The organism is Kitasatospora sp. NPDC051170 (genome assembly GCF_044455705.1).
GTDB lineage: Bacteria > Actinomycetota > Actinomycetes > Streptomycetales > Streptomycetaceae > Kitasatospora.
Map to the genome: position 1 here is coordinate 1 of NZ_JBITFA010000030.1, position 19,443 is coordinate 19,443.

The following is a 19,443-nucleotide window of genomic DNA, read 5'->3' on the forward strand; positions in this document are numbered from 1 at the left end:
CCCGCGGAGCGGGTCCCTACGGGCCTTCGGCCCTCCGTTCGCGATCGCCCTTCGGGCGATCGGCGGACCCGCTCCGCGTGTCCGCACCCGGGCTTCGCCCGGGTGGGCCCGGCGCTTCGCGTCCGGGCCGGCACCACTCCGCTTCGCTCCATAGTCCCGGTGGGCTGATGCCTGTTCAAGTCGTTGAGCTCGGTTTTTGGCTGATCTGGTGTTGGCTGACTGGGGGCGCGTGCGGGTCGGCTTCACTCCTCTCGGATTGGTCTAGTTCGCGGTCTAGACCAGGGTTTCGGTCTCTCGGCGGCGTGGGGTGCGCTACCCTGGCAGGGTGAGCAACGGTCCCCAGTGTATCAGTCTTGTCCCGTCAGGCGAACCCGCCGGAACGGGGGTGTCGACCCCAGCGTTTCGGGTATTCTCCGGAAATCGTGACCGGGCTCTGATATTCTGCCGGATGGCCGCTTTCATCGGGCTCGTATTCCGGTCAGCTGGTTTTCTGCGTCTGTCCGTCGAATGTATCAGTAAGGCATTGTCAGGATTTCCCGCGCGGTCTGTGGTGTGGACCCGGGAATGGTGAGGGGAGACACGTCTTCGTGAACGTCGTGAAGCCGGGCCTGATGGCCGCTCAGTCCGCCGCCGGCATCTCGCTGCGCGGGCACCAGGAGGAGGCTCTGGAGGCCATCGTGCGGGGCCTGACGCCCCGTCCGGGACAGGCGGTCCCGTCCCACGGGCTGCGGGTGACGGTGCAGATGGCCACCGGGTCGGGCAAGTCGTACGTCGGGGCTGCGGCCGGGCAGAAGCTGGTGCCCCGCGGCGTGGTCCTGGTCGTGGTGCCGACCCTGGACCTGCTGGTGCAGATGATCGGCTCGTGGCGGGCGGCCGGCCGCGCGGGGGACATGCACGCGGTGTGCTCCCTGGTCGACTCCGAGCTGCCGTACGGGGTGATGGCGAGCACCAGCCCGCTGATGATCGGCATGTGGCTGTCCCACGCGGCCAAGCACCGCCGGCCGACCACGCTCTTCGCGACCTACGCCTCGGTCGGCGCCGTGGCGGACGCCTACGGGCACTGGGCCGCCCGCGAGGGCGAGCTGCTGCCCCCGCTCGGACTGATGGTCTGCGACGAGGCGCACCGATCCTCCGGCAGTGTCGAGAAGACCTGGACGGTGGTGCACGACCAGGGCGCCATCCCCGCGGAGCGCCGGCTCTACATGACCGCCACACCGCGGATCTGGGCGCCGCCGAGCAGTGCTATGCGGCGGCGCGAGGACGCCCACCAGCCGCTGCCGGAGGAGCTGGCGGTGTCCATGGACGACCAGCGGATCTACGGCCCGCACGTGTACTCCCTGGGCCTGGCGGAGGCGATCGACCGCAAGCTGCTGGCGCCGTTCGAGATCGTGGTCCTGGAGCTGCGCGACCCGTTCGGAGACCGCCAGGCCGCCGAACGGCAGGGCGTGCCGTGGGGGCCGGGGGTCGGTGAGGCCGAGGACGGCAGCGAGGACGAGGTGCCGGCCGAGCGGATCGCGGCGATCCAGGCCGGGCTGGTGAAGACCGTCGTGGAGCGCGGCTTGGAGCGGTGCATCACATTCCACAACCGCACGATCGAGGCCCGCTATTTCTCCGAGACGCTGAACCAGACCGTGGAGAAGCTGCACTTCGAGAACCCGGAGAAATACCCGCCGGAGTTCTGGGCTCAGTGGCTCTCCGGCGAGCACGAGATCGACTACCGTAAGGAGCTGATCGGCGACTTCGGGAAGGGCGAGGAGGACGACGGACTCAGGCACCGGATTTTCAGCAACTGCAAGGTGCTCGGCGAGGGTGTCGACATGCCGAATGCAGATTCGGTCATGCTCCAGGGCCGGGGAAGCATGGTGGATATCGTCCAGGCCATCGGCCGTGCCCTGCGCATGCAGCCCGGAGAGGGAAAGACCGCCAGCCTGATCGTGCCGGTTTTCCTCAAGGCAGGAGAGGAGCCGGGGGACATTCTGGAGTCCGATTCCTACGGTCCGCTGGTCAAGATCCTGACCGCGCTGCGCAGCCACGACGCCAAGGTGGTCGAGGCCCTGGCCGTGCCGCAGAAGTCCGGCAGGCGAACCAAGGGGCGCAGCGCCGAGGCTGCTTCCGGGCCTGGTGAGAGCTGGTCTGGCGAGGACGCTACGGGCGGGGCGGGTGCGTTCACGCTGCCGGTGCGGTTCCAGTCGCCGGTGGACGAGAACGTGCTCGCGCTGTTCATCGCCTCGAGGGTGCTGACGGGTGAGAACCAGTTCTGGCGGGAGGGGATCAACCACGCGCGGCGGTGGTTCGAGGAGACCGGCGGTCTCGATGTCCCCTATTCGGCGATGGTCGGTGAGGAGGGGAATTTCCCGCTCGGGAAATGGCTTTCCGACCGGCGGACGGAGCACGCCGCGGGGGAATTGGCGCGCCACCGGGTGGACATGCTCGACGCTCTCGGGATGATCTGGTCCGTCTCGGACGCGCGGTTCGAGGCGGGGTTGGACTGGGCGCGGGTCTGGGCGAAGGGCCACGGCGGCTCGCTGGCGGCGCCGGCGCGGGCCTCCATCGGCGGGTACGCGATCGGGACGTGGCTCTCCGAGCTGCGGGCAGCCGCGGCGGTGCCGGCCGACCAGCCGGGCGCGCTCGCGCCGGAGCGGCGGGCCGCGTTGGAGGAGATCGACCCGTTCTGGTGCCCGGCCTGGCCGATCACCTGGCAGCGCACCTACGCCACCGCGCGGCAGTGGTGGCTGGAGTGCGACGGCAAGGTCGACTGGGCCACGCTTCCCGTGGACACCGTGTTCGAGGGCGAGCAGCTCGGGCGCTGGGTGAAGGCGCAGCGGGCCAGCTGGCCGGAGCTGGCCGAGGATCAGCGGGACCTGCTGTCGGCGATCGGCCTCGAGGAGGACCAGGAGCTGGTGGCCGCGAAGGCCGCGGCCGAGGCGAAGCCGAAGCTGTCCCGGGCGGACCGGTTCCAGCTCCACCTGGGGGCGCTTGCGGAGTTCGTCGAGCGGGAGGGCCACGCCCGGGTCCCGCGCCCGTACAAAACCGGCGAGGGCCTGTCGCTGGGGGCCTGGCTCAACAACACCAAGGCCCGCCGGGACAAGCTGTCCGCCGAGCAGGTCGGGCAGCTGGAAGCCCTGGGCGTGGCCTGGTAGGCCCGGCCCCGCTCGGGCCGGGGTCCCATGCCCGGCGGTACGCTGCCGAGGCCCTGAGAAAGCACTGGAAGGCCGTCACCCTGGTGACGGCCTTCCGGCTTCTGGGCAGCCGACGGTGAGCCGACCCGCCTGGGGGCGCCGGCACCGCACTACGGCACGGCGGTAGCCGGGCCGGGCCGGCGGATACCCGGGGCCTCTTCCCACGGCTGTTGCGTGGGAAGAGGTGTCGTCGGGGCCGACCCGCTTGCCCACGGGCGCCGACCTGCCCAGACGCCTCCAGCCGCCGAGCAATGGCGGCAACCTCCGGCGCAACCGGCGGTGCAACCGTTCAACAGACCGTCCAGACAACTGTCCAGCACACCGTTCATGCAACCCTGCCGGAGCCGGGCGGGGCCAGCGTCTGTTCCGGCCGGGAGTTCGTCGGCGGTCGGGGCGGCCGGTGTGTATTGGCCGGCCGCCCCGACAAGGCGGTGCCGTACGGGCCCGGCGCCGTGGGGGGTGTACGTGCCGAGCGGTGTGGAGCAGGCATCGCCGCGCGCCCTGGTCGGTGCGCTCGTCCGGTTCAACGACCGGGCGCGGCCTCGGTCACCAGGACGGCGACGGCCTGGGCGGGGATCCGGGCACCGGCACGGCGGTGGGGGCGCAGCCGGGTGGTGAGGCGGCGGGCCCTGGTCGGCCGGGCGAGGGCGTCGGCGGTCTCCGCCGGCGGCCGTGGGTGGGGCTGGACGCCGCCCGGGCCGGGCTGCAGAAGCGCTTGGAGGCGGGCTGCGGCCTCGGGCCGGGGAACGGCGTAGCAGGGCCAGCCGGGGCAGGCGCCGGAGCGGTGCGGGGTGTGCTCGATCACGGATCTGCACCGGGTGCAGGTCGCCATCAGAGGTTCGTCGCGCTGCTCCACCGGGCTGGGGTCCTTCGTGCTCGTGGTCCTGGTCCCCATCGACCGTACGGGCCCGGGGGCCGGGCGGGCGCGGTAGGCGTGGTGAGGTGCCGCACTCCTCCTCGGTCGGTCAGCTCTTCTCGGGCTCGCCGAGCGTCCAGCCGCTGACCGCGGCGACCGGGCCGCGCCAGAAGGGCAGGGTGTGGGTGTTGCGGCCGTCTCGGACGGTGACGTTGCGCAGGTGAAGGAAACGCCGGTCGGGTGGAAGGTGCCGGCCCTTGTCCCCGTTCTCCTCGATCCGGTCGCGGGCGGTCCCGACGGCTCGGCGCAAGTCGTAGTTGTCCAGCTCGCGGGTGAACTTCTTCTCCCAGACCGCGGCCGGGACGACCGTGCCGGTGACGATCCCGCCGGGCACGACGAGGGTGACCACCACCTCGGCGTCGATGTCCTCGCTCGCGGCGCCCAGGCGCAGCAGCTCCAGGTACGGATCGTGGTGGGAGTCCTGACCGAGCAGGACTTTCAGGACCTGCTGCGCCGCTTCCTTCGCCCCCACCGGGTCCTCCTCGTACTGCCGGTATGCCGCTGAGGTCACCAGCCTTCCACGGTAGGGCTTGGTGACCAGGGTGAATGACGTTTTGTCACATTCGGCCCCGCTTCCACTGTGGGCTGGGGCTATCTGGCATGGTGGTGCCCGTCCGAGTACCCGCACGGGGAAGCCAACGGAGGTTTCGATGACCCCTGCTTTGCAATCCGCCATCGACGTCGCGGCAGCGTCAAGCGCCTACGTCATCATCGTCATTCAGCAGAAGGGCGGTTCGGGGAAGTCGACCATCACGGTCAACCTCGCCGCCTGTCTGGGTCGCAGCACCACGCTGGTCCACGGCGCCGTTGGTGAGGATGAGGACTCGCCGGTGGTGGCGGCTGGCATCGACCCCCAGGGCTCGCTGGAGCGCTGGGCGGATCGGGTGCCGGAGGAGAAGCTGCCCTTCGACTACGTGGTGACGCGCGGTCGGCTCGGCGAGCTTCCGAAGATCAAGTCGCAGCCGAAGCGCCGCCGCGTCCTGGTCGATACCCCGGGCTTCGTCGAGGTGGACCCGGACGCCGCATGGGGCGAGGACCCGCTTGGTGACGGCCGGGTGGCCGATGCGCTACGCGAGGTGCTGGACATCGCGGACCTGGCGATCGTCCCGATCACGCCGGAGTGGCTGAGCTGGGAGCCAGTCGAGTTCACCATCGAACGCATTCTCAAGCCTCGCAACATCAAGTTCCTCGTCGTGATCAACCTGCACGACCCCCGCGACGGCGAAGCTCAGCTCGACAAGGTGAAGGCCTGGATCGACGAGCGCGGTTACCCGCGTATGGCCAAGCCGATCCGCAAGTACAAGATCCACTCACACGCCGCCGAGGAAGGCCAGGTCGTGACCGAGTACAAGGACAGCGGCACGGCGTTGCGTGCCCGGGAGGACTTCATGGACCTGGCCCTCTGCGTCGAGCAGGCCCTCTGATGGGCCGGCGAGTGAACACCGGGGACGCGGCCGGTCGGCCGGATTCGGTGGCGGAGCTGGCGCTGCGGCTCCCGGAGCCGGCGCAGCCGATCGCCACCTCACCGGTCCTGATCGAGGCCGAGAAGGAGATGCTGGCCCGGTGCGAAGCCGCGGTTGACTCGCTCGCGCTGTCGTTCTGGCTCGCTGGCAAGGCGCTGCACGTTGTCCGAGACGGACGGCTTTACCGCGAGACTCACGAGACGTTCGAGGAGTACGTCCAGGCCCGCTGGGGCATGAAGCGCAACTACGCGAACAAGCTGATCCGGACGTGGCGAATCGCCGAAGCCGTGTTCGATTCTAAATCGAACGCTTTGGTTACAATTGGAACCACGGCGACCCGGGAGCAGCACGCACAGCAGGTCGCCACTCTGCGCAGGGAGCTCAACCAGGCGATGGTCTGGGAGCTGGTCGCGGTCGCCGAGAAGCACAGTCCCGAGGTGGCGGCTGGCGTGCTCGGCATGGTGGTCGAGGTGGACGGCAAGCCGACCGCAGCCGTGGTGAAGCGAGCCGTCAGAGCGCTGCCCGACAGCGAGAAGTTCGACCCTAAGGCGGCGAAGGCGGTCATCCGGGAGGAGCTGGCGAAGCCGGCATCCGCGCCGTCCGCCCGCCCGCCGCGGCCTCGCCAGGAGCAGCAGCCTGCGACCCCGGCCGGGCCGGACGTCGCCTGGGGCGATCCGGCCGCGGTGTACGCGCTGCTGCTGGAAAAGATGACAGCCGAGAACCGGGCCGCGCTCGCGACGCTGCTGATCGAGGACATCCCCTCGGGCACACCTGCCGGGGTCGCGTCGTAGCCCCTGGAAACGCAGAAGAGCCCGTCTCCCTTGCCAGTGGGAGGCGGGCTCTTCGCATGCGGGTCGGGCCGGACCGGCGAGTGCCGGCCTGTTCACGGGGACGGCACTACTCTGCGGTCCGCTCTCCCCGGTTGATGGCGCGGACGGTCTTCGAGGCCAGGCCCAGCCGCCCGGGCGAGGCGGTCGAGCGGGACACCCCTGCGCAGGGCCGCGCGGATGGCGCGGTCGCGATGGGCTTTGTACTTCTGGCGGATCCCGGCACCGGCGACGGTGCGCTGGAGCGCGACGGCGGTCCAGCCGAGGGCGACGCCCTGCCAGGTACGGGCGCGGTCGCGGAGTTGGAGGGTGGTCGGTCTGGCGGCGGTCGGGGCGGTCGGGTTGGTGGACATGGCCGGCTCCTCACCTGGGCCACGTGCGGGCCCTGCGTGCACGGTGAGGCCAGATGGGCAATCGGGGCAAGACCGCCGTTTCGGCCACCCCGTCCGCCGCGGGCGGGTCCGGAGGGGCGGGGGTGGGATGATGGCAACGGCGGACCGCCCCCACTTACTCTGGGGACGGTCCGCCGTCTTCATGCCGGCCGCTGCGCGGGCGCCGGGGTGGTTCTGGCCTGCTACCGGGCCTTGCGCACGCGCGAGCCGGTGACGGTGCCGCCCGGCTCGGCGTCGCGGGCGGCGGCTTCGACGGTGTCCAGCAGGTGCGCACCGGAGGCGTTGGCCGGGCCCAGGCCGCTGCCCTTGTAGGTGACGGACTTGCCGGACGCGGTGGTGACGTCCACCTCGGCCTGGTAGACCGCGGTCGAGTCGGACGAGCTGGACGAGCCGGAGCTGCGGCGGAAGAAACCCATGGTGATGACTCCTCAGTCAAGTGTGCTGGGTGGGTGAGCGGGTGCCTTTGGACGAGGGAGGCCGGTTCAGCGCTTCCCCGTTGGCTTCATGCTCCCTTGCGAAATGACCTGGTGTAAGGGGGTTTGTAGTGTTTCCTGTTGCCTCTTGCCGCCGCTCAGCGAGCGGAGCTGGTGGCGGCCTGGTGGCGGTGGAGCAGCGTGTGCTGGCCGGGGTCGAGGCGCCAGAGGCCGAGGCGGCCGGCGGCGGGGATCGGGTCGGGGAGGGCCTGGACGTCGGTGAGGGTCCAGTGCCACAGGCCGGGCAGTCCCCACGGTCGGCAGCAGCCGGTGTCGCGGTGGCAGTCGGTGATGTTGGCGGTGGCGACGAGGGCGCCGGTCGTCAGCGCGGGGGCGCCGGGGCGGGCGAGGACGGCGCGTACGAGCGGGTCGGCCTGGGCGTCGCGGGCGAGGGCGCGGGCGGCGTGCAGGACGACCGGGCCCCGGTGCTTCGTCGGCCAGGACCGGTTCTCAACCGTCTTTTCTCCGGCGAGAATCGCGGCCAGCCACGGCTGGCGGATGGTCAGGGCGGGAACGTCGGCGGCGGGCTGTGCCACCGGTGCGGGCGGCTGGCCGATGCGGCGCAGGGCCTCGGGGAGGGCGGTGTCCCAGTTGCCGGTGAAGTGCAGGGCGCGGTCGTCGATGTAGAGGGCCGCGCCCAGCTTCTTGTTGGTGACGAGCAGCCGGCCGCCGTCGCCGAACCAGTAGGCGCGGTCGGGATCTGCGTCGACGACCGCGGGGATGCCGTGGCGGACGAACCAGGCCGCCACGGCGGGGTGGTAACGGCGGTGACGGGCGGTGACGCAAAAAACGGAGCGGCACGCCATCAGCCGGCGGACGGCTTCGAGGGCGCCGGGGATCGGGTCGCCGTAGATGCGGCCGTCCTGCCAGCCGTTTCGGTGCTCGACAACCGTGAGGTCGAAGTCGATGCCGACGGCGTGCGAGGCGGGGGAGTCGGGGTTGAGGGGGATGACGGTCACGCGGGTGGTTCTCCTCAGTGGTCGAGTCGGATGGTGATGGGGATGCGTCGGTCGTTCGGGTCGGGTCGGTGGGTGGTGCGGCGGTGGGCGCGCAGTCCGAGCGGGCCGCCCTGGATCGGGGAGCGGCACTCGGGGCAGGAGCTCCACCAGGCCGTGCCCGGCGGGAGGTCGGCCGGGGTGAGCGGGTGCGGGTGCGGGCCGGGTGCGGCGCGGGTCATCGAGGCCTCCAAGCCGGGGGGAGGCCCGGCCTCACGATGCGGTGCCGGGCCGGGCCGGGCCGGGCCGGGCCGGTGAATCGCGTGGGAGGTAGGCGTGGTCAGACCGTCGCTGCGGACACGGTGGCGCGCTTGTCGCGGGCGGCGAGGTAGGAGTCGACCCACGCCTGCGGCTGATGGCCGAGGGTCTCGGCGTCGTCGAAGGCGAGCTCCGGGAAATCCCCGGCCTCGAGTTCGCCGTTGATGTCGGCGAGCGCGAGTTCGGTGGTGCGCGGGTCGATCACCCGCAGGACCTGGAGCAGGCGGTGCGCCATCCAGGCATGCGCTCCGGCACTGGCGTGGGCGGCGGTCGCCGCGGGGTCCTCGCCGCCGACGACCGCGTACAGGTCCTGGGCGGAGATGAGGACCTGGCGGAGGAGGTCCTCGGTCATGGCGGGTGCCGCGTCGCCGTCGGCCGGCAGCGGCAGGTCGACGTCCGTACCGGTCGCGCCGCCGATCGAGGTGGCCCAGTCGGCGGCGAGCCCGACCCGGCTCGGCGCCTCCTGGAGGATCGGGCGCACGGGCATCTGCAAGCCGATGAAGTCGGCCCCGGCCAGGATGTACGGCGCCTCGGGCGAGGCCTGGGTGATCTGCAGGTGGCGGCCGGCCTGCGCCCAGCGGGCCAGGTACTGGGTGTCCAGCATGGAGACGTCGACCGGCTCGCAGTGGTGGTCGAGGTGCTTGGCGAGCAGGGCCCGCCAGGGGGCGTGGACGCCGTCCATGGTCGGCACGGCGATGCGGCCGGCGGTGCTGCTCGCGGTCAGCAGGCCGGGTTCGACGGCCAGGTCGACGGTGTCGCTGTGGGTGGGGTGGGCTTCGGCCCAGGCGTGCAGGTAGGCGATGTGCACGGCGCCGACGGTGGTGTTCCACTCGTCCTCGCAGTCGCGCAGCCGGCGGCGGGCGACTGCGAGGGTGTGGCGGTCGGTGGCGACGGCGTGGAGGTGGGTGCCGTCGTTGGCGAAGTGGACGCCGGCCAGGATCGGCGTGCTGCTGGCCGGGTGGGCCATGTGCGGCATGACCTGGGTGAGGGCCTCGGCGAGCTGGTGGGCGGCGATGGTGGTGGCCATGGGTGTGTGTCCTTCCGGGTTGGGGGTTCAGGTGGTGGGCTGCTGGGGGCGGCGGGCGATGGCGCGCATGCCGTCGATGCGGTGGGCCTGGCGGGACAGGCGCGCGGCGAGCGCGGCCAGGTGGTCGGCGTCCTCGGGCCGCACGCCGTAGATGAGGCGGGCGGCGTAGTGGCGGGCGGCGTCGGCGAGCTGCTGTGTGTCCAGGGCGTGGGCCTGGAACTCGCGGTCGATCTCCGGGTCCGGGTCACGGGCCTGGAGGCCGTGGCGATCGGCTTCGTTCAAGGCGGGCTCCTCACAGGGCTGGTATCGGTCGGCAGGCGGCACGGGTCCCGGGCACCAGATCACCGGTGCCCGAGACCCGTGCCGGGGTCAGTCGAGCGCGCGCACCGGCGCTGGGAAGACCTCGGGCAGCGGGGGCAGGAACGGGCACTGGTCGGCGTGGTCGCTGACCTGCTGGCGCACCGCGTAGACGTACATCGCGCCGGCCTGTCCGAGGCCGTGGCGGCAGCCGGTGCAGTGCCACCACGCCTTGGTCTCGTCGTGGCAGTGGGTGCCGAGCGGCCAGGGCTGGTCGCCGATCAGCTCGACGTGCGCGCCGCCCTGGGTGAGCTGGCGCATCCAGACGTGGCCGGGGCCACCGCCGGTCGGCGCGTCGCCGATGTGGACCTGGCCGTGGTCGAGGCGGATCCGGCCGTGGTCGGCGGCCTGCTCCAGGAGCACCATCAGGCGGTCGTGGCTGCCGAGGACCTGGCCGCTGGGGACCAGGCGCGTCATCGCGTACAGCTCGCCGACGCTGGTGCGGCGCCGGCCGGACGCCTCGAGGTGGCCGAGCGCGGCCAGCAGGACTGTGTAGGCGTCGTCGCGGCGCAGCAGGTTGTCGAAGGGGTCGGGGGTGAGGTCGGTGAGCAGCTTGGCGACGGTGTCGGCGGCGGCCAGGAGGCGGGTGTCGTTGATCTGCACGGTCGGGTCGGTGCCTTTCGAAAAGAGGGCAGGGGCTGGGTGTGGCGCCACCCGCGGCCCGGTGGTCGGGCGGCGGGTGGCGGCGGGGGCTGCTGGCTTGGTCAGTTGGTGGTGCGGGGGCCGGGCGGCAGGGCGCGGGGCGTGGTGGCGGTGGTGGTGGCGAGGAGCTGGACGACGTTCTCGGACAGGCCGGAGAGGGTGGCGGGGATGAGCAGGTCGCGGGCGGCGGTGCGCTCGGCGAGCTGGACGACGGAGGCCAGGACGTGGCCGGTGTCCTCGCGGCGGCCGGCGACGACGGCGTAGGTGCCGACGAGCGTGGCGGCGTCGTTGACGGCGGGTCCGCCGAGGCAGCCGAAGGGGACGGTGACGTCGATGCTGCCGGTGTCGTCGGTGAGGACGAGCTGGCGGGGCTTGTAGCCGCTCATCTCGGTGGTGACGCCGTCCACGGTGACCAGGGCGAGGTCGGGGGCTGCGGTGAGACGGGGCAGGTTGTCGGTCATGTCGGCGATCTCTCCTTGCTGGGTGGGGTCTGCGGGGTCGGGTGACCGGGCAGCCGCGCCGGTCCCGGCGGTGCCGGCCGCTGGGTGCGGTCGGGGTCCGGGGCCGGCGGCGGCGGTCCGCTCCGTGCACGGGCCTTCGGCCGGTGCGGGCAGGGAAAGGGCCCCCTGCTCCAGGTGGAGTGGAGCCCGGGTAGGGCTGTCAGGCCGTTTCGGCGACTTCGCCGACGCGGCTGCTCTTGCGTGTCTTTCGCTTGGCCCACCAGGTCTTCGCGTTCCAGTCGGTGGCGTAGGCCAGGAGCAGGTAGGACGCCGTGGTGCCGATGGCGAGGATCACCTGGGCCCATCCCCAGGCGGTGGCGTGGAGGCCGGCGCCGAAGGCGACTCCCCCGCCGATGGCGCCGACCAGCGTGGCGATGACGCAGGCGACCAGCAGCGTGAACTCCGAGTTCTCCGTGAGGGCGTGGTTGACGCCGTGGCGGATGGCGTGGCGGACGTGGAGGCTCAGCACGGTCAGCTGGACGGTCCAGACGACCAGGAGAACGGCGGCGACGCCGGACAGGGCGACGAAGTGGTGCATCAGGTTCCCTTCGAGTGGTGCGGGTGATTTTCGGCAGGCGTACGGTGCCCGGTGACTTTCGACCGGTCCGGGGTGACGACCGGAACGGGCAGGGGTGGGGTTGGCCGGGCGGCCGGCCCCTGTCCCCGGGTGCGCGCCGCCCGCCCAGCTGGGTGCAGGGCGGGCGGCGGGGGCCGGGGGCGAGGCCGGTCGGCCGGTCAGCTGACGAGGGCGAGGACCAGGACGGCGAGGAGCACGGGCACGGTCATGGCGACGGAGCGCGGGATGTTGATGCAGCGCTTGAGGCGGTCGATCTCGTCGCTGATGTCCTCGCATTCGACGAGGAGCCGGCCGTGGGAGCGGGTGCCGACGGGGACGTTGGCCAGGGTCTTGCTGCGCTCGTGGTGGGTCTGGCGCAGGGCGGCGATCTTGGCGTCACGCTCTATGGCGAACAAGGGCAGTACTACCTCTCGGGAACGGGTTCGGTGGGTGGTTCGCGGTGCGGGACGATGGGGGGTGGGCCGGGGACGAGACCGGCCCGCCGGGCACGTGGTGCCCGAACTGGCCCCGGGATGGTTCGTTCATCCCGGGGTCGTCTCGTGTGGTTCGCGGTTCGGGCGGTGAACCGGTTCGCGGTTCGCCGAACCCGGCTGGTCGGTTCGCCGAACCTGGTTCGTGGTTCGCGATCAGGCTGTGACGCGGTTCGCGAACTTCTCGCGGGCGTCGGCGAGGCGGTGGTGCGCGGTGGTCTTCTTCATGCCGGTGGCCTTCATGACGAAGTCGAGGTCGACCGTGTCGTAGCCGTGGGTCTCGATCAGTTCGAGAACCTGCTGAACCTGCTCGGCCGCGGCCTGCTGTGCGGCGCTGCGCCGGTTCGAACCGGCCTGCGCCGACGCGGGTTGTGTCTGCTCGGTGGCGGTTCGCGGTTCGGGGTCGGCCCCGCCCGGTTCGCGGTTGGCTGTGTTGTGGTTCGCGGCTTCCAGTTCGCGGCGCGCGGCCGGTTCGCCGGTTCGCGCTGCGGGCAGCGCGTGGTTCGCCGAACCGCCGGGGCGGTTCGGGTGGTGGTTCGGCGAACCGGCGCGGGTGAGGCGAACCGCGAACTGCGGGACGGCGGCCGGGTTCGGCGAACCGGTCAGGGCGACGGCGAGGCTGGAGTTCGGGATGCGGGGCAGTCCGCGAACCGGGACCCAGTCGCCGACGCCGATCATGGCGGCGACGAACCGGCGAACCGTGCCGAGGCCGGTTCGGCGAACCAGTTCGCGGTGGTTCGCCGCGGCCGTCCAGGCGAGCTCGACCGTGGACAGCGACTCGTCGGTGATCGCCAGCGACCACGCAGTGAAGCTGTGGGCGGGGTAGCGGATCCAGCGGATCGCGCCGATCCTCGGCCGCACCCGGGCGACCAGGCCCTCGTCGCGCAGCGCCTTGCGGTGGATCAGGCTGGCGTACAGCTCCCACAGCACGATGCCGACAATCGACATGGCGGCGAACGAGACGGCCTTCGGCGTGGTGTGCCAGTAGGTCACCTGGTCCACCCACCGGCCGGACGCCGGGTCGAGCGTGCGGCCGACGACCTCGCCGGAGGCGTGCCAGAAGTTCATCAGCGCGGCTCCCGCCGCGAACGCCCAGGTGCTGACGCGGTACAGCGTCCCGGCGTCGCCGCTCTTGCGGGCCTGGTGGTACATCCACGCCGTGAACGTGGTGGACAGCTCCCACGCCGCGGCGAACAGGATCGTGAACGGCGCGACCCAGCCGAGGATGTCGTGAGCGAAGCCGGCCTGGCCGGTCCACGCAACGGCCATCGGCGCGGTGATCGGCACGACGACCAGCAGCCGTTCGCTGTTGGCCCGCACGAACGCCTTGAACCGGCTGGTGACGGTCACCCGCCCGGCCTTCTCGGCCGCCCGGGCCCCCCGCTTGAGACGGCGACGCTCCAGCTTCCGGGCCGTGCGGCTGGTGGCCTGCTGCAAGGTCCGCTGTGCGGAGAAGTGGGCGAGGTCGGCCCGGTCCTTGGCCTCCTGCGCCTTGACCTCCAGCTCCCGCGCGCTCTCCAGCGCCTTGGCGGCCTCGGCCTTCTCGGCGGCCGCCGCCTTCTCCGCCTCCCGGCGGATCCGACCGGCCTCCTGCTCGGCCTCCTGCTCGGCCTCGCCCCGCAGCCGCGCCGCCTCAGCGACGGCCTGGGCGCGCTGCTGCTGCGCCTCCTTCCCGGCCTGGGCGCGCACCTGGTCAGCCTCAGCCGCCGCCCTGGCCCGCACCTCCCGGGCCGCGTCGGTGGCCTGGTCGACTTCCCGGTCCGCATCCTCCCGCAGCCGGCGCACCTCGCCGCGCACCCGGTCGGCATCCGCCTGCGCGCCGCGGCGCAGCTCCTCCGCCTGCTCGCGGGCCTCGGCGAGCAGCCCCTCGGCCCGGGTGCGGGCGTCGGCGAGCACGGTGTCGGCCTGTGAGGTGGCGTCCTCGCGGACCTTGGCCGCGTGCCGCTCCGCCTGGGCGCGCAGCTCGGTGGCGTCACGCTGCGCCTGGGCCCGGATCCGCTCGGCCGCTTCCTCGCCGGCGCGGGTGAGGGCGCCGGCCTTCTCCTCGGCGTCGGCGAGCAGCTGCTCGGCCTGGGCGCCGCGGTGCCGGGCCTGTTCGACCGCCTCGCTGCGCACCGTCTGGGCCTGTTCCTCGGCGGCCTGGGTGAGGGCGGCCGCGGCCTGTTCGGTGTCGGCGAGCAGGGTGGTGGTCTGCGCCTGCGCGTCCGCGAGGATCGCCTGGGCGCGCTGCTCGGCGTCCCCGAGCAGCGTGGCGGCCTGCTCCTCAGCAGTGGCGGTGATGCCGGCCGCCAGCAGGCGGGACTGCTCCTCGGCGTCGGTGATGATCCGTTCGGCGTCCTGCTCGGCCTGGGCGCGGACGGCGGCGGCGCGCTGCTCGCCCTCGGCCAGCAGCTCCGCGGCCCGCTGAGTGGCCTCCTCCAGCAGCCGGTCGGTGGCCGCGTGGGCGTCGGCGTCGGCCTCCTCGCGCTGCTCCTGGGCGTAGTGGAGGATCAGGTCGGCCTGGTCGTTGGCCATGTCGAGGATCTGCCGGACCGCCAGGTCGGCCCGCTGCGTGACCGTCTCGGCCTCGGCGGCGGCGTCCGCGCGCAGCTGCTCGGCCTCGGCCGCCCACTGCTCGGCGGTCGCCAGGTCGCGGCCGGCGGTGGCGGCGACGCGCTCCAGGACGGCGAGCGCCTGGTCCTCGGCGAGGGCCAGGACGTCGGCGGCGCGGTCGGCGGCGTCGGCGAGGACCGGGTCGGCGGCGGGCCGTGCCGCGGTGGGTTCGTGGAGGGCAGGCTCGTCGGTCCGAGGCGCCTCGGGAGGGCTCGGCGCGGCCGTCTCCGGGGTGGTGGCCGGGGCCTGGCGGCGGGTGGTGGGCTTGGGGGGCGAGGCCTTGCGCGAGCGCCGGTTGGTGGTCCTTGTCGGGCTCATCGGAGCGGTTCTCCTCTACGAGAGGGGTGACTCTATGTCACATTTGTTGGGGCGGGGAAAGGCTGGGGACGCGTGATCGGCGGGGTGTCCGCGATCGGGGCTTGGGGCGTGGCGACCGGTCGTGGGCACGGCCGCCAGCAGGCCGGCGGGGCGGTGTAGTCGGGGTGTAGTCGCGAGACCGGGCCCAGGGCCCGGTTTCGGCCCTGGAGCCGCTTCCAGCCCTTAGGCGGGGTGTGGGGCCGTTTCGCCGACTACGCGACAACATCGCAGGTCAACGGCCGACTACAGGGCCGACTCCGGGGGGACTGTGGGGTGACTACCGGCGGGTGAAGTTGCCGGTAGTCACCCCGTAGTCGGCGGGGTAGTCGGCCCTGTAGTCGGCCCGCGGTCAGGCAGTGCGTTCCTTGATCAGGGCGCGGATGTCCTCGAGAGCGGCACCCGTGGAGGACTGCTGGCCGGTGACACGGACGGTCCTGCGGAACACACCCGCACGCCGGAAGGTGTCACCGACGGTAGCGGCGGTGGTGTCGGCCCAGCGCTGTTCGTCCTGGGCCTGGAGGGCTTCGGCGACCTGGCGGCACAGCACGTTGAGCTGCTCGCCGAAGGCGTCCGCGGTGGCGGTGAGGATCTGCCAGTCGTCCTCGGTGAGCTCCTCGGTGTCGGCGGGGTCGGGCTTGGTGAGGTCGACCGTCGGCACCACGACGCCGCCCTGGGCGGGCAGTTCCGGTGCCGGAGTGCCGCACTTCTTGGCGTGCAGGGCGGCTTCGATCGGGTCGTCCCACTGGCCGCGCAGCCGACGGGCGGCGACGCGGGCGGCGGTGACGTCGGCGATCAGCCGAAGCATGTCCGGGCCGTCGATCCACAGCGAGCGCAGCCGCTTGTAGCCGCTCTCGGCGAACAGGATGCCCATGCCCTTGATGTCGGGGTCGAGCTTGGAGGCGTCCCAGCCGGCCGACGCGGCGCCCGGGGCCAGGGCCATGTTCGACTCGACGGTGTCGGTCGTGCGCATCGCCCATTTCCAGCTGATGTTGCCGGAGACCAGGCGCGGGATGACACCGCTCTCGCCCTTGGTGATGACCTGGGTGGCGAGGATCAGGATGATGCCGAATGCCAGGCCCCGCGCGGCCAGTGCCGCCAGGGCCTGCTTGATGGCGTTGCCGTGCTTCTTGTTCTCGGTGAACGGCTGGACCTCGTCCATCACCACGAGCTCCAGGCCGCCGAGCTCGTCGATCAGCTTGGGGTCGTTGATGTCCTCGACGCCGTACTTCTTGAGGATCTCGGCCCGGCGGGACATCTCCTCGATCTCGGCCTCCAGCAGGCGCAGCGCTCGTTCGGCACCGCGGTTGCCCACCTCGTCGATGAACGTGGCGGCCAGGTTGCGCCACCGGTCCTGGCCGGGGGACTTGCCGTCGATGAGGCGGACATTGACTCGCAGGTCCAGCAGTGCGCCGCCGATGATGCCGCGCAGCGCCGCGCCCTTGCCGGAGCGGGAGGCGCCGCCCAGGGACAGGCTGGTGTTGCGCAGGATCAGGTGGACGATGTGCCCGAAGGCGTCGACGGCGACCGGGATACCTCTCGCCCACACGTCCACGGTGGTCGCGCCGACCAGCGGCGAGGCGGTGCCCTCGAGGAACGGGTCGGTGTCGAACATCGCGACGGCGATGGTCTTGGCGTTGCCGCCCGCACTGGCGTGGACCGGCTCCATGAAGAAGCGGGCCCGGTCGGAGTTCATCTCGCCCGCGATCTTGCCGAGCTTGAGTAGGACGGTCTCGGCGTTCGCGCCGTCGCCCTTGGGCAGGACGACCTTGGCCATCCAGCCGTTCGCCATGCGGGTGATCGCGTCGGGGGCCGCCAGGCGCACGCGCCCGTCGGTGATGGCCCCGGAGGAAAGCATCGCCACGGTGAGCCGGTCGGTCTCCGCGCAGAACAGCGCCGGGTCCACCACCTCGTCCACCACGGCGTCGCCCTCGCCGGTCTCGGTGTCCGGCTTAGCGGGCGGGTCGAGTTCGGGCAGCAGCAGCTCCGGCGGGACCGGGCGGTGGGTCAGACGCGGCGGGTGGACGGCGGTCCACCAAGCCAAGCCCATCGCGGCGAGCAGGCCGATGATCCCCGCCGGCGGAGCGTTCACCACGCCGGCCGCAGCCCCGCCAGCCGCTCCGATCAACGCCCCGCCCCGGCGCAGCCGGCCGAACGAACGAGCCCTCGCGATCTGACGCTCGGTCGGCTGCACCGCCACGAACGACGCCTTGCGCATGTCCTTGAGGGTCTTCTCCAGGCGGCGCGCGGTCTCGCGGCTGAAGGTGAGCTGGGCGCGCTGGGCCTGGGTGAGGCCGCCGTCGGCGGCCTCTTCCTCCAGGCGCACGATCCTCTTGGTCTCCTTGGTGAACGCGGTCTCGACTTCGGTGCGGCGTTCGGTGTAGGCCTCGAGCTGGGCGGCCACGATGCGGCGGCGGATCTCGTCGCTCGACTGGTCTGCGGTGGAGGCCCAGTGCCGCAGCCATTGCCCGATCAGGAGGGCGCCCTCACCGGTGCGCCGGGTGGTAGCGGTGGCGAAGGCGGCGATCGGGTTCGGCTTCTTCTCGCCGTCGTCGGCGTTGTCGGCCTGCGGCACCGTGTCGGCGCCGGTGGCCGGGTCGGTCGGCGGGTCGGGGGCGGCGGTGGCTGCGGGGTCGGCCTCGGCGGGTGCCGTGCCGGGGTGGGTCTCGGTACTCAACGGGGCCTCCAGGCTCCACGGGTCGGGTGAGGGATGGGGGGGTGGTCCGGTCTGGGGTGGACGTCCCGGCGCCGCTCGCCCGGTGGTTCGGGCGGGCGGGTCCGGGGCGCCCATCACGGGCCGGATCAGCCGATGATCAGGTGACCGAGCCAGTTGGCGAGCGGGATGCCCGACCAGGCGGCCAGGCCGCCGAGGGAGATGGACAGGCCCCAGGTCGAGCCGGTCAGAGCGCCGGAAAGCATGAGCAGGCGCTCCTCCCACTTCTTGGCGAACCAGAGGAAGAGCCCGGCGAACAGCAGGACCGCCAGGGCGATCCAGGAGCCGGAGTAGGTGAGCTGGGTGTGCTGGGCCACCGGCGCGGCGCCGTCGCCGCCGGTCAGGCCGCGGCTGACCAGGGTGCCGCCCTGGTTGCCGGCGCCGGTGAAGAACCCGGAGACCAGGGCGAGCAGGCCGCCGGCGCACGAGGAGGCCAGCACCATCACGCCCAGGCCCAGCGCGTACGGCATCCAGAACTTCTTCTTGGTGACGAACTTGAACTTGCGGCCGTGCTTGAAGAAGTAGAAGCCGAAGGTGCCGGCGAACAGCAGGAAGCCGAAGCCGCTGCCGGCGAGGGTGACGATGTGCGTGATGTCGAGCTTCACGGGGAAAACTCCCAGGCGGAGGCGAGTGAGATGGACAGGGCCGCCCAGCAGAGGGAGATGAGAGCGGCTCGGGCGAAGGCGTCGCGGACCGTGCGCGAGACCGCGTGGCGGACGGGCAGCCGCACGAGCAGTTCGAACGCCACGAAGCAGCCGACGCCGAGCAGTACCGCCCCGGCGTAGCCGAAATCGGTCACCGGCAGCACGAGCTCCTGAAACAGCGGGCTCCGCTCGGCGATGTCGAGAGCGCTCACCGCAGGGCCCCGGTGAACACGGAGCCCAGCAGCGCGCCGGCCCAGTCGCGAGCCGGCCCGTAGGCGAGAGTGCCGAGGACGATCGACCAGGCCGTCACCCGCAGCGCGGTGCGCAGCACGACGCCGCGCAGCCGGGAGCGCAGGACCAGGACGCCGATGAGCGTCATCAGGCCCAGGCCCAGGCCCGGGTCGACGGTCACGGCAACGCGGGCGGCTTCGTCGGTGGAGCACTTCTCCACGACGCTGTTCCACAGCCAGGCCGGGCCGGCCGCCGCGACGGCGGCGGCCGCCAGGTTCGGCCAGGCCTGCACCGCGCGCTTGAGGGCGGCGGCGGCGCGCTTGACGCGGGCCCAGTCGATCAGGTGGTCCGCGTCGTCCGCCTTGAGGGGGATGGCGGCGTCGAGGCGGGCCTGGCGCAGTTCCTGCGCGAGCTCGGCCAGGCCGTCCCCGTCGTAGCCGGGGTGCTGCTTGGTCAGGTCCGCGGGGTCGGTGTGCTCCGGGACGGCGGGGTCGTACGCGGGGCGCGGCGGAACCTCGGGTGTGACGGTCACGTCGTCACCTCCGGTCCGCCGGCCGGGGCGGTGTCATGCATCGGCGGCCTCCTGTCGGTCGAGGTAGGGCGGGATGAGGTGCTTCTCGGCGAAGAGCGCCAGCAGCAGGCCCAGGGCCGTGACGGCGCTGGCGGCGAAGAAGGCGAAGAAGACCTGGTCGAACGGGGTCATGTGCTCGGTCCTTTCGGACGGCGACAAGTAGGGGAGTTCGGGGCGGGCCCGTGGCTCCCCTGGACGGCCGACGCCCGGCGAAGGGCCGGGGCGCGGGGTCGGCGGTCCAGGGCGGCTACGGGTACGGGCG

Annotated in this window: 21 protein-coding genes; 3 read left to right on the forward strand and 18 right to left on the reverse strand. The window is 72.4% G+C overall.

Annotated elements, in window-relative coordinates:
• The first annotated feature begins 587 nt into the window (after positions 1–587).
• Positions 588–3,140, forward strand: a complete 2,553-nt coding sequence (locus ACIBCA_RS36315; protein WP_396287447.1) for a Helicase associated domain protein — start codon at positions 588–590, stop codon at positions 3,138–3,140.
• Positions 3,141–3,702: 562 nt separating this feature from the next.
• Here the strand turns inward: ACIBCA_RS36315 and ACIBCA_RS36320 are convergent.
• The gene (locus ACIBCA_RS36320) at positions 3,703–3,984 is read right to left on the reverse strand and encodes a hypothetical protein (RefSeq protein ID WP_396287448.1); all 282 of its coding nucleotides are present in this window, start codon (positions 3,982–3,984) and stop codon (positions 3,703–3,705) included.
• A 160-nt stretch (positions 3,985–4,144) separates the two neighbouring features.
• The gene (locus tag ACIBCA_RS36325; RefSeq protein ID WP_396287449.1) at positions 4,145–4,606 is read right to left on the reverse strand and encodes a hypothetical protein; all 462 of its coding nucleotides are present in this window, start codon (positions 4,604–4,606) and stop codon (positions 4,145–4,147) included.
• Between the two features lie 139 nt (positions 4,607–4,745).
• On the opposite strand from ACIBCA_RS36325, the gene ACIBCA_RS36330 reads away from it, so the two are divergent.
• Together ACIBCA_RS36330 and ACIBCA_RS36335 are read left to right on the forward strand one after the other, a co-directional pair.
• Positions 4,746–5,519, forward strand: a complete 774-nt coding sequence (locus tag ACIBCA_RS36330; protein WP_396287450.1) for a ParA family protein — start codon at positions 4,746–4,748, stop codon at positions 5,517–5,519.
• A gap of 11 nt (positions 5,520–5,530) precedes the next feature.
• Entirely contained in the window at positions 5,531–6,349 is an 819-nt protein-coding gene (locus ACIBCA_RS36335) for a hypothetical protein (RefSeq protein ID WP_396287451.1), read from the forward strand.
• Between the two features lie 92 nt (positions 6,350–6,441).
• On the opposite strand, the gene ACIBCA_RS36340 is transcribed toward ACIBCA_RS36335, so the two are convergent.
• From ACIBCA_RS36340 to ACIBCA_RS36415, 16 genes are all read right to left on the reverse strand, one after another.
• On the reverse strand, positions 6,442–6,738 hold the full coding sequence (locus ACIBCA_RS36340) for a hypothetical protein (RefSeq protein WP_396287452.1): 297 nt from the start codon (positions 6,736–6,738) through the stop codon (positions 6,442–6,444).
• Between the two features lie 221 nt (positions 6,739–6,959).
• Positions 6,960–7,193 (reverse strand): hypothetical protein, encoded by a 234-nt coding sequence (locus tag ACIBCA_RS36345; RefSeq protein ID WP_396287453.1) that lies wholly within the window; start codon positions 7,191–7,193, stop codon positions 6,960–6,962.
• Positions 7,194–7,348: 155 nt separating this feature from the next.
• On the reverse strand, positions 7,349–8,209 hold the full coding sequence (locus ACIBCA_RS36350) for an ASCH domain-containing protein (protein WP_396287454.1): 861 nt from the start codon (positions 8,207–8,209) through the stop codon (positions 7,349–7,351).
• A gap of 14 nt (positions 8,210–8,223) precedes the next feature.
• Positions 8,224–8,427: a hypothetical protein gene (locus ACIBCA_RS36355; protein ID WP_396287455.1), complete on the reverse strand. Its 204-nt coding sequence runs from the start codon at positions 8,425–8,427 to the stop codon at positions 8,224–8,226.
• A 98-nt stretch (positions 8,428–8,525) separates the two neighbouring features.
• Positions 8,526–9,530, reverse strand: coding sequence for a hypothetical protein (locus tag ACIBCA_RS36360; protein WP_396287456.1), 1,005 nt, complete (start codon positions 9,528–9,530; stop codon positions 8,526–8,528).
• Between the two features lie 27 nt (positions 9,531–9,557).
• The gene (locus ACIBCA_RS36365) at positions 9,558–9,812 is read right to left on the reverse strand and encodes a hypothetical protein (RefSeq protein WP_396287457.1); all 255 of its coding nucleotides are present in this window, start codon (positions 9,810–9,812) and stop codon (positions 9,558–9,560) included.
• Between the two features lie 87 nt (positions 9,813–9,899).
• Positions 9,900–10,490 carry a hypothetical protein gene (locus ACIBCA_RS36370; RefSeq protein ID WP_396287458.1) on the reverse strand — a complete coding sequence of 197 codons (591 nt, stop codon included), beginning with the start codon at positions 10,488–10,490 and terminating at the stop codon, positions 9,900–9,902.
• A 101-nt stretch (positions 10,491–10,591) separates the two neighbouring features.
• The gene (locus tag ACIBCA_RS36375; RefSeq protein ID WP_396287459.1) at positions 10,592–10,990 is read right to left on the reverse strand and encodes a hypothetical protein; all 399 of its coding nucleotides are present in this window, start codon (positions 10,988–10,990) and stop codon (positions 10,592–10,594) included.
• Between the two features lie 199 nt (positions 10,991–11,189).
• Positions 11,190–11,567, reverse strand: a complete 378-nt coding sequence (locus tag ACIBCA_RS36380; RefSeq protein ID WP_396287460.1) for a hypothetical protein — start codon at positions 11,565–11,567, stop codon at positions 11,190–11,192.
• Between the two features lie 197 nt (positions 11,568–11,764).
• A complete protein-coding gene (locus ACIBCA_RS36385) occupies positions 11,765–12,001 on the reverse strand; it encodes a hypothetical protein (RefSeq protein WP_396287461.1) in 237 nt (78 codons plus the stop codon).
• A 231-nt stretch (positions 12,002–12,232) separates the two neighbouring features.
• On the reverse strand, positions 12,233–14,986 hold the full coding sequence (locus tag ACIBCA_RS36390; protein ID WP_396287462.1) for a hypothetical protein: 2,754 nt from the start codon (positions 14,984–14,986) through the stop codon (positions 12,233–12,235).
• A 388-nt stretch (positions 14,987–15,374) separates the two neighbouring features.
• Positions 15,375–17,699, reverse strand: a complete 2,325-nt coding sequence (locus ACIBCA_RS36395) for an FtsK/SpoIIIE domain-containing protein (RefSeq protein WP_396287463.1) — start codon at positions 17,697–17,699, stop codon at positions 15,375–15,377.
• 125 nt (positions 17,700–17,824) lie between these two features.
• Positions 17,825–18,340: a hypothetical protein gene (locus ACIBCA_RS36400; RefSeq protein ID WP_396287464.1), complete on the reverse strand. Its 516-nt coding sequence runs from the start codon at positions 18,338–18,340 to the stop codon at positions 17,825–17,827.
• Positions 18,337–18,591 carry a hypothetical protein gene (locus tag ACIBCA_RS36405; protein ID WP_396287465.1) on the reverse strand — a complete coding sequence of 85 codons (255 nt, stop codon included), beginning with the start codon at positions 18,589–18,591 and terminating at the stop codon, positions 18,337–18,339. The genes ACIBCA_RS36400 and ACIBCA_RS36405 overlap by 4 nt, the downstream gene beginning before the upstream one ends.
• Positions 18,588–19,142, reverse strand: a complete 555-nt coding sequence (locus ACIBCA_RS36410) for a hypothetical protein (RefSeq protein ID WP_396287466.1) — start codon at positions 19,140–19,142, stop codon at positions 18,588–18,590. The genes ACIBCA_RS36405 and ACIBCA_RS36410 overlap by 4 nt, the downstream gene beginning before the upstream one ends.
• A gap of 33 nt (positions 19,143–19,175) precedes the next feature.
• A complete protein-coding gene (locus ACIBCA_RS36415; protein WP_396287467.1) occupies positions 19,176–19,313 on the reverse strand; it encodes a hypothetical protein in 138 nt (45 codons plus the stop codon).
• Between the last annotated feature and the right edge of the window lie 130 nt (positions 19,314–19,443).

Coding starts and splice junctions, on each gene's coding strand:
- ACIBCA_RS36330 (WP_396287450.1), top strand. CDS start 4,746: ATGACCCCTGCTTTGCAATCCGCCATCGACGTCGCGGCAGCGTCAAGC.
- ACIBCA_RS36340 (WP_396287452.1), bottom strand. CDS start 6,738: ATGTCCACCAACCCGACCGCCCCGACCGCCGCCAGACCGACCACCCTC.
- ACIBCA_RS36345 (WP_396287453.1), bottom strand. CDS start 7,193: ATGGGTTTCTTCCGCCGCAGCTCCGGCTCGTCCAGCTCGTCCGACTCG.
- ACIBCA_RS36355 (WP_396287455.1), bottom strand. CDS start 8,427: ATGACCCGCGCCGCACCCGGCCCGCACCCGCACCCGCTCACCCCGGCC.
- ACIBCA_RS36360 (WP_396287456.1), bottom strand. CDS start 9,530: ATGGCCACCACCATCGCCGCCCACCAGCTCGCCGAGGCCCTCACCCAG.
- ACIBCA_RS36375 (WP_396287459.1), bottom strand. CDS start 10,990: ATGACCGACAACCTGCCCCGTCTCACCGCAGCCCCCGACCTCGCCCTG.
- ACIBCA_RS36380 (WP_396287460.1), bottom strand. CDS start 11,567: ATGCACCACTTCGTCGCCCTGTCCGGCGTCGCCGCCGTTCTCCTGGTC.
- ACIBCA_RS36390 (WP_396287462.1), bottom strand. CDS start 14,986: ATGAGCCCGACAAGGACCACCAACCGGCGCTCGCGCAAGGCCTCGCCC.
- ACIBCA_RS36415 (WP_396287467.1), bottom strand. CDS start 19,313: ATGACCCCGTTCGACCAGGTCTTCTTCGCCTTCTTCGCCGCCAGCGCC.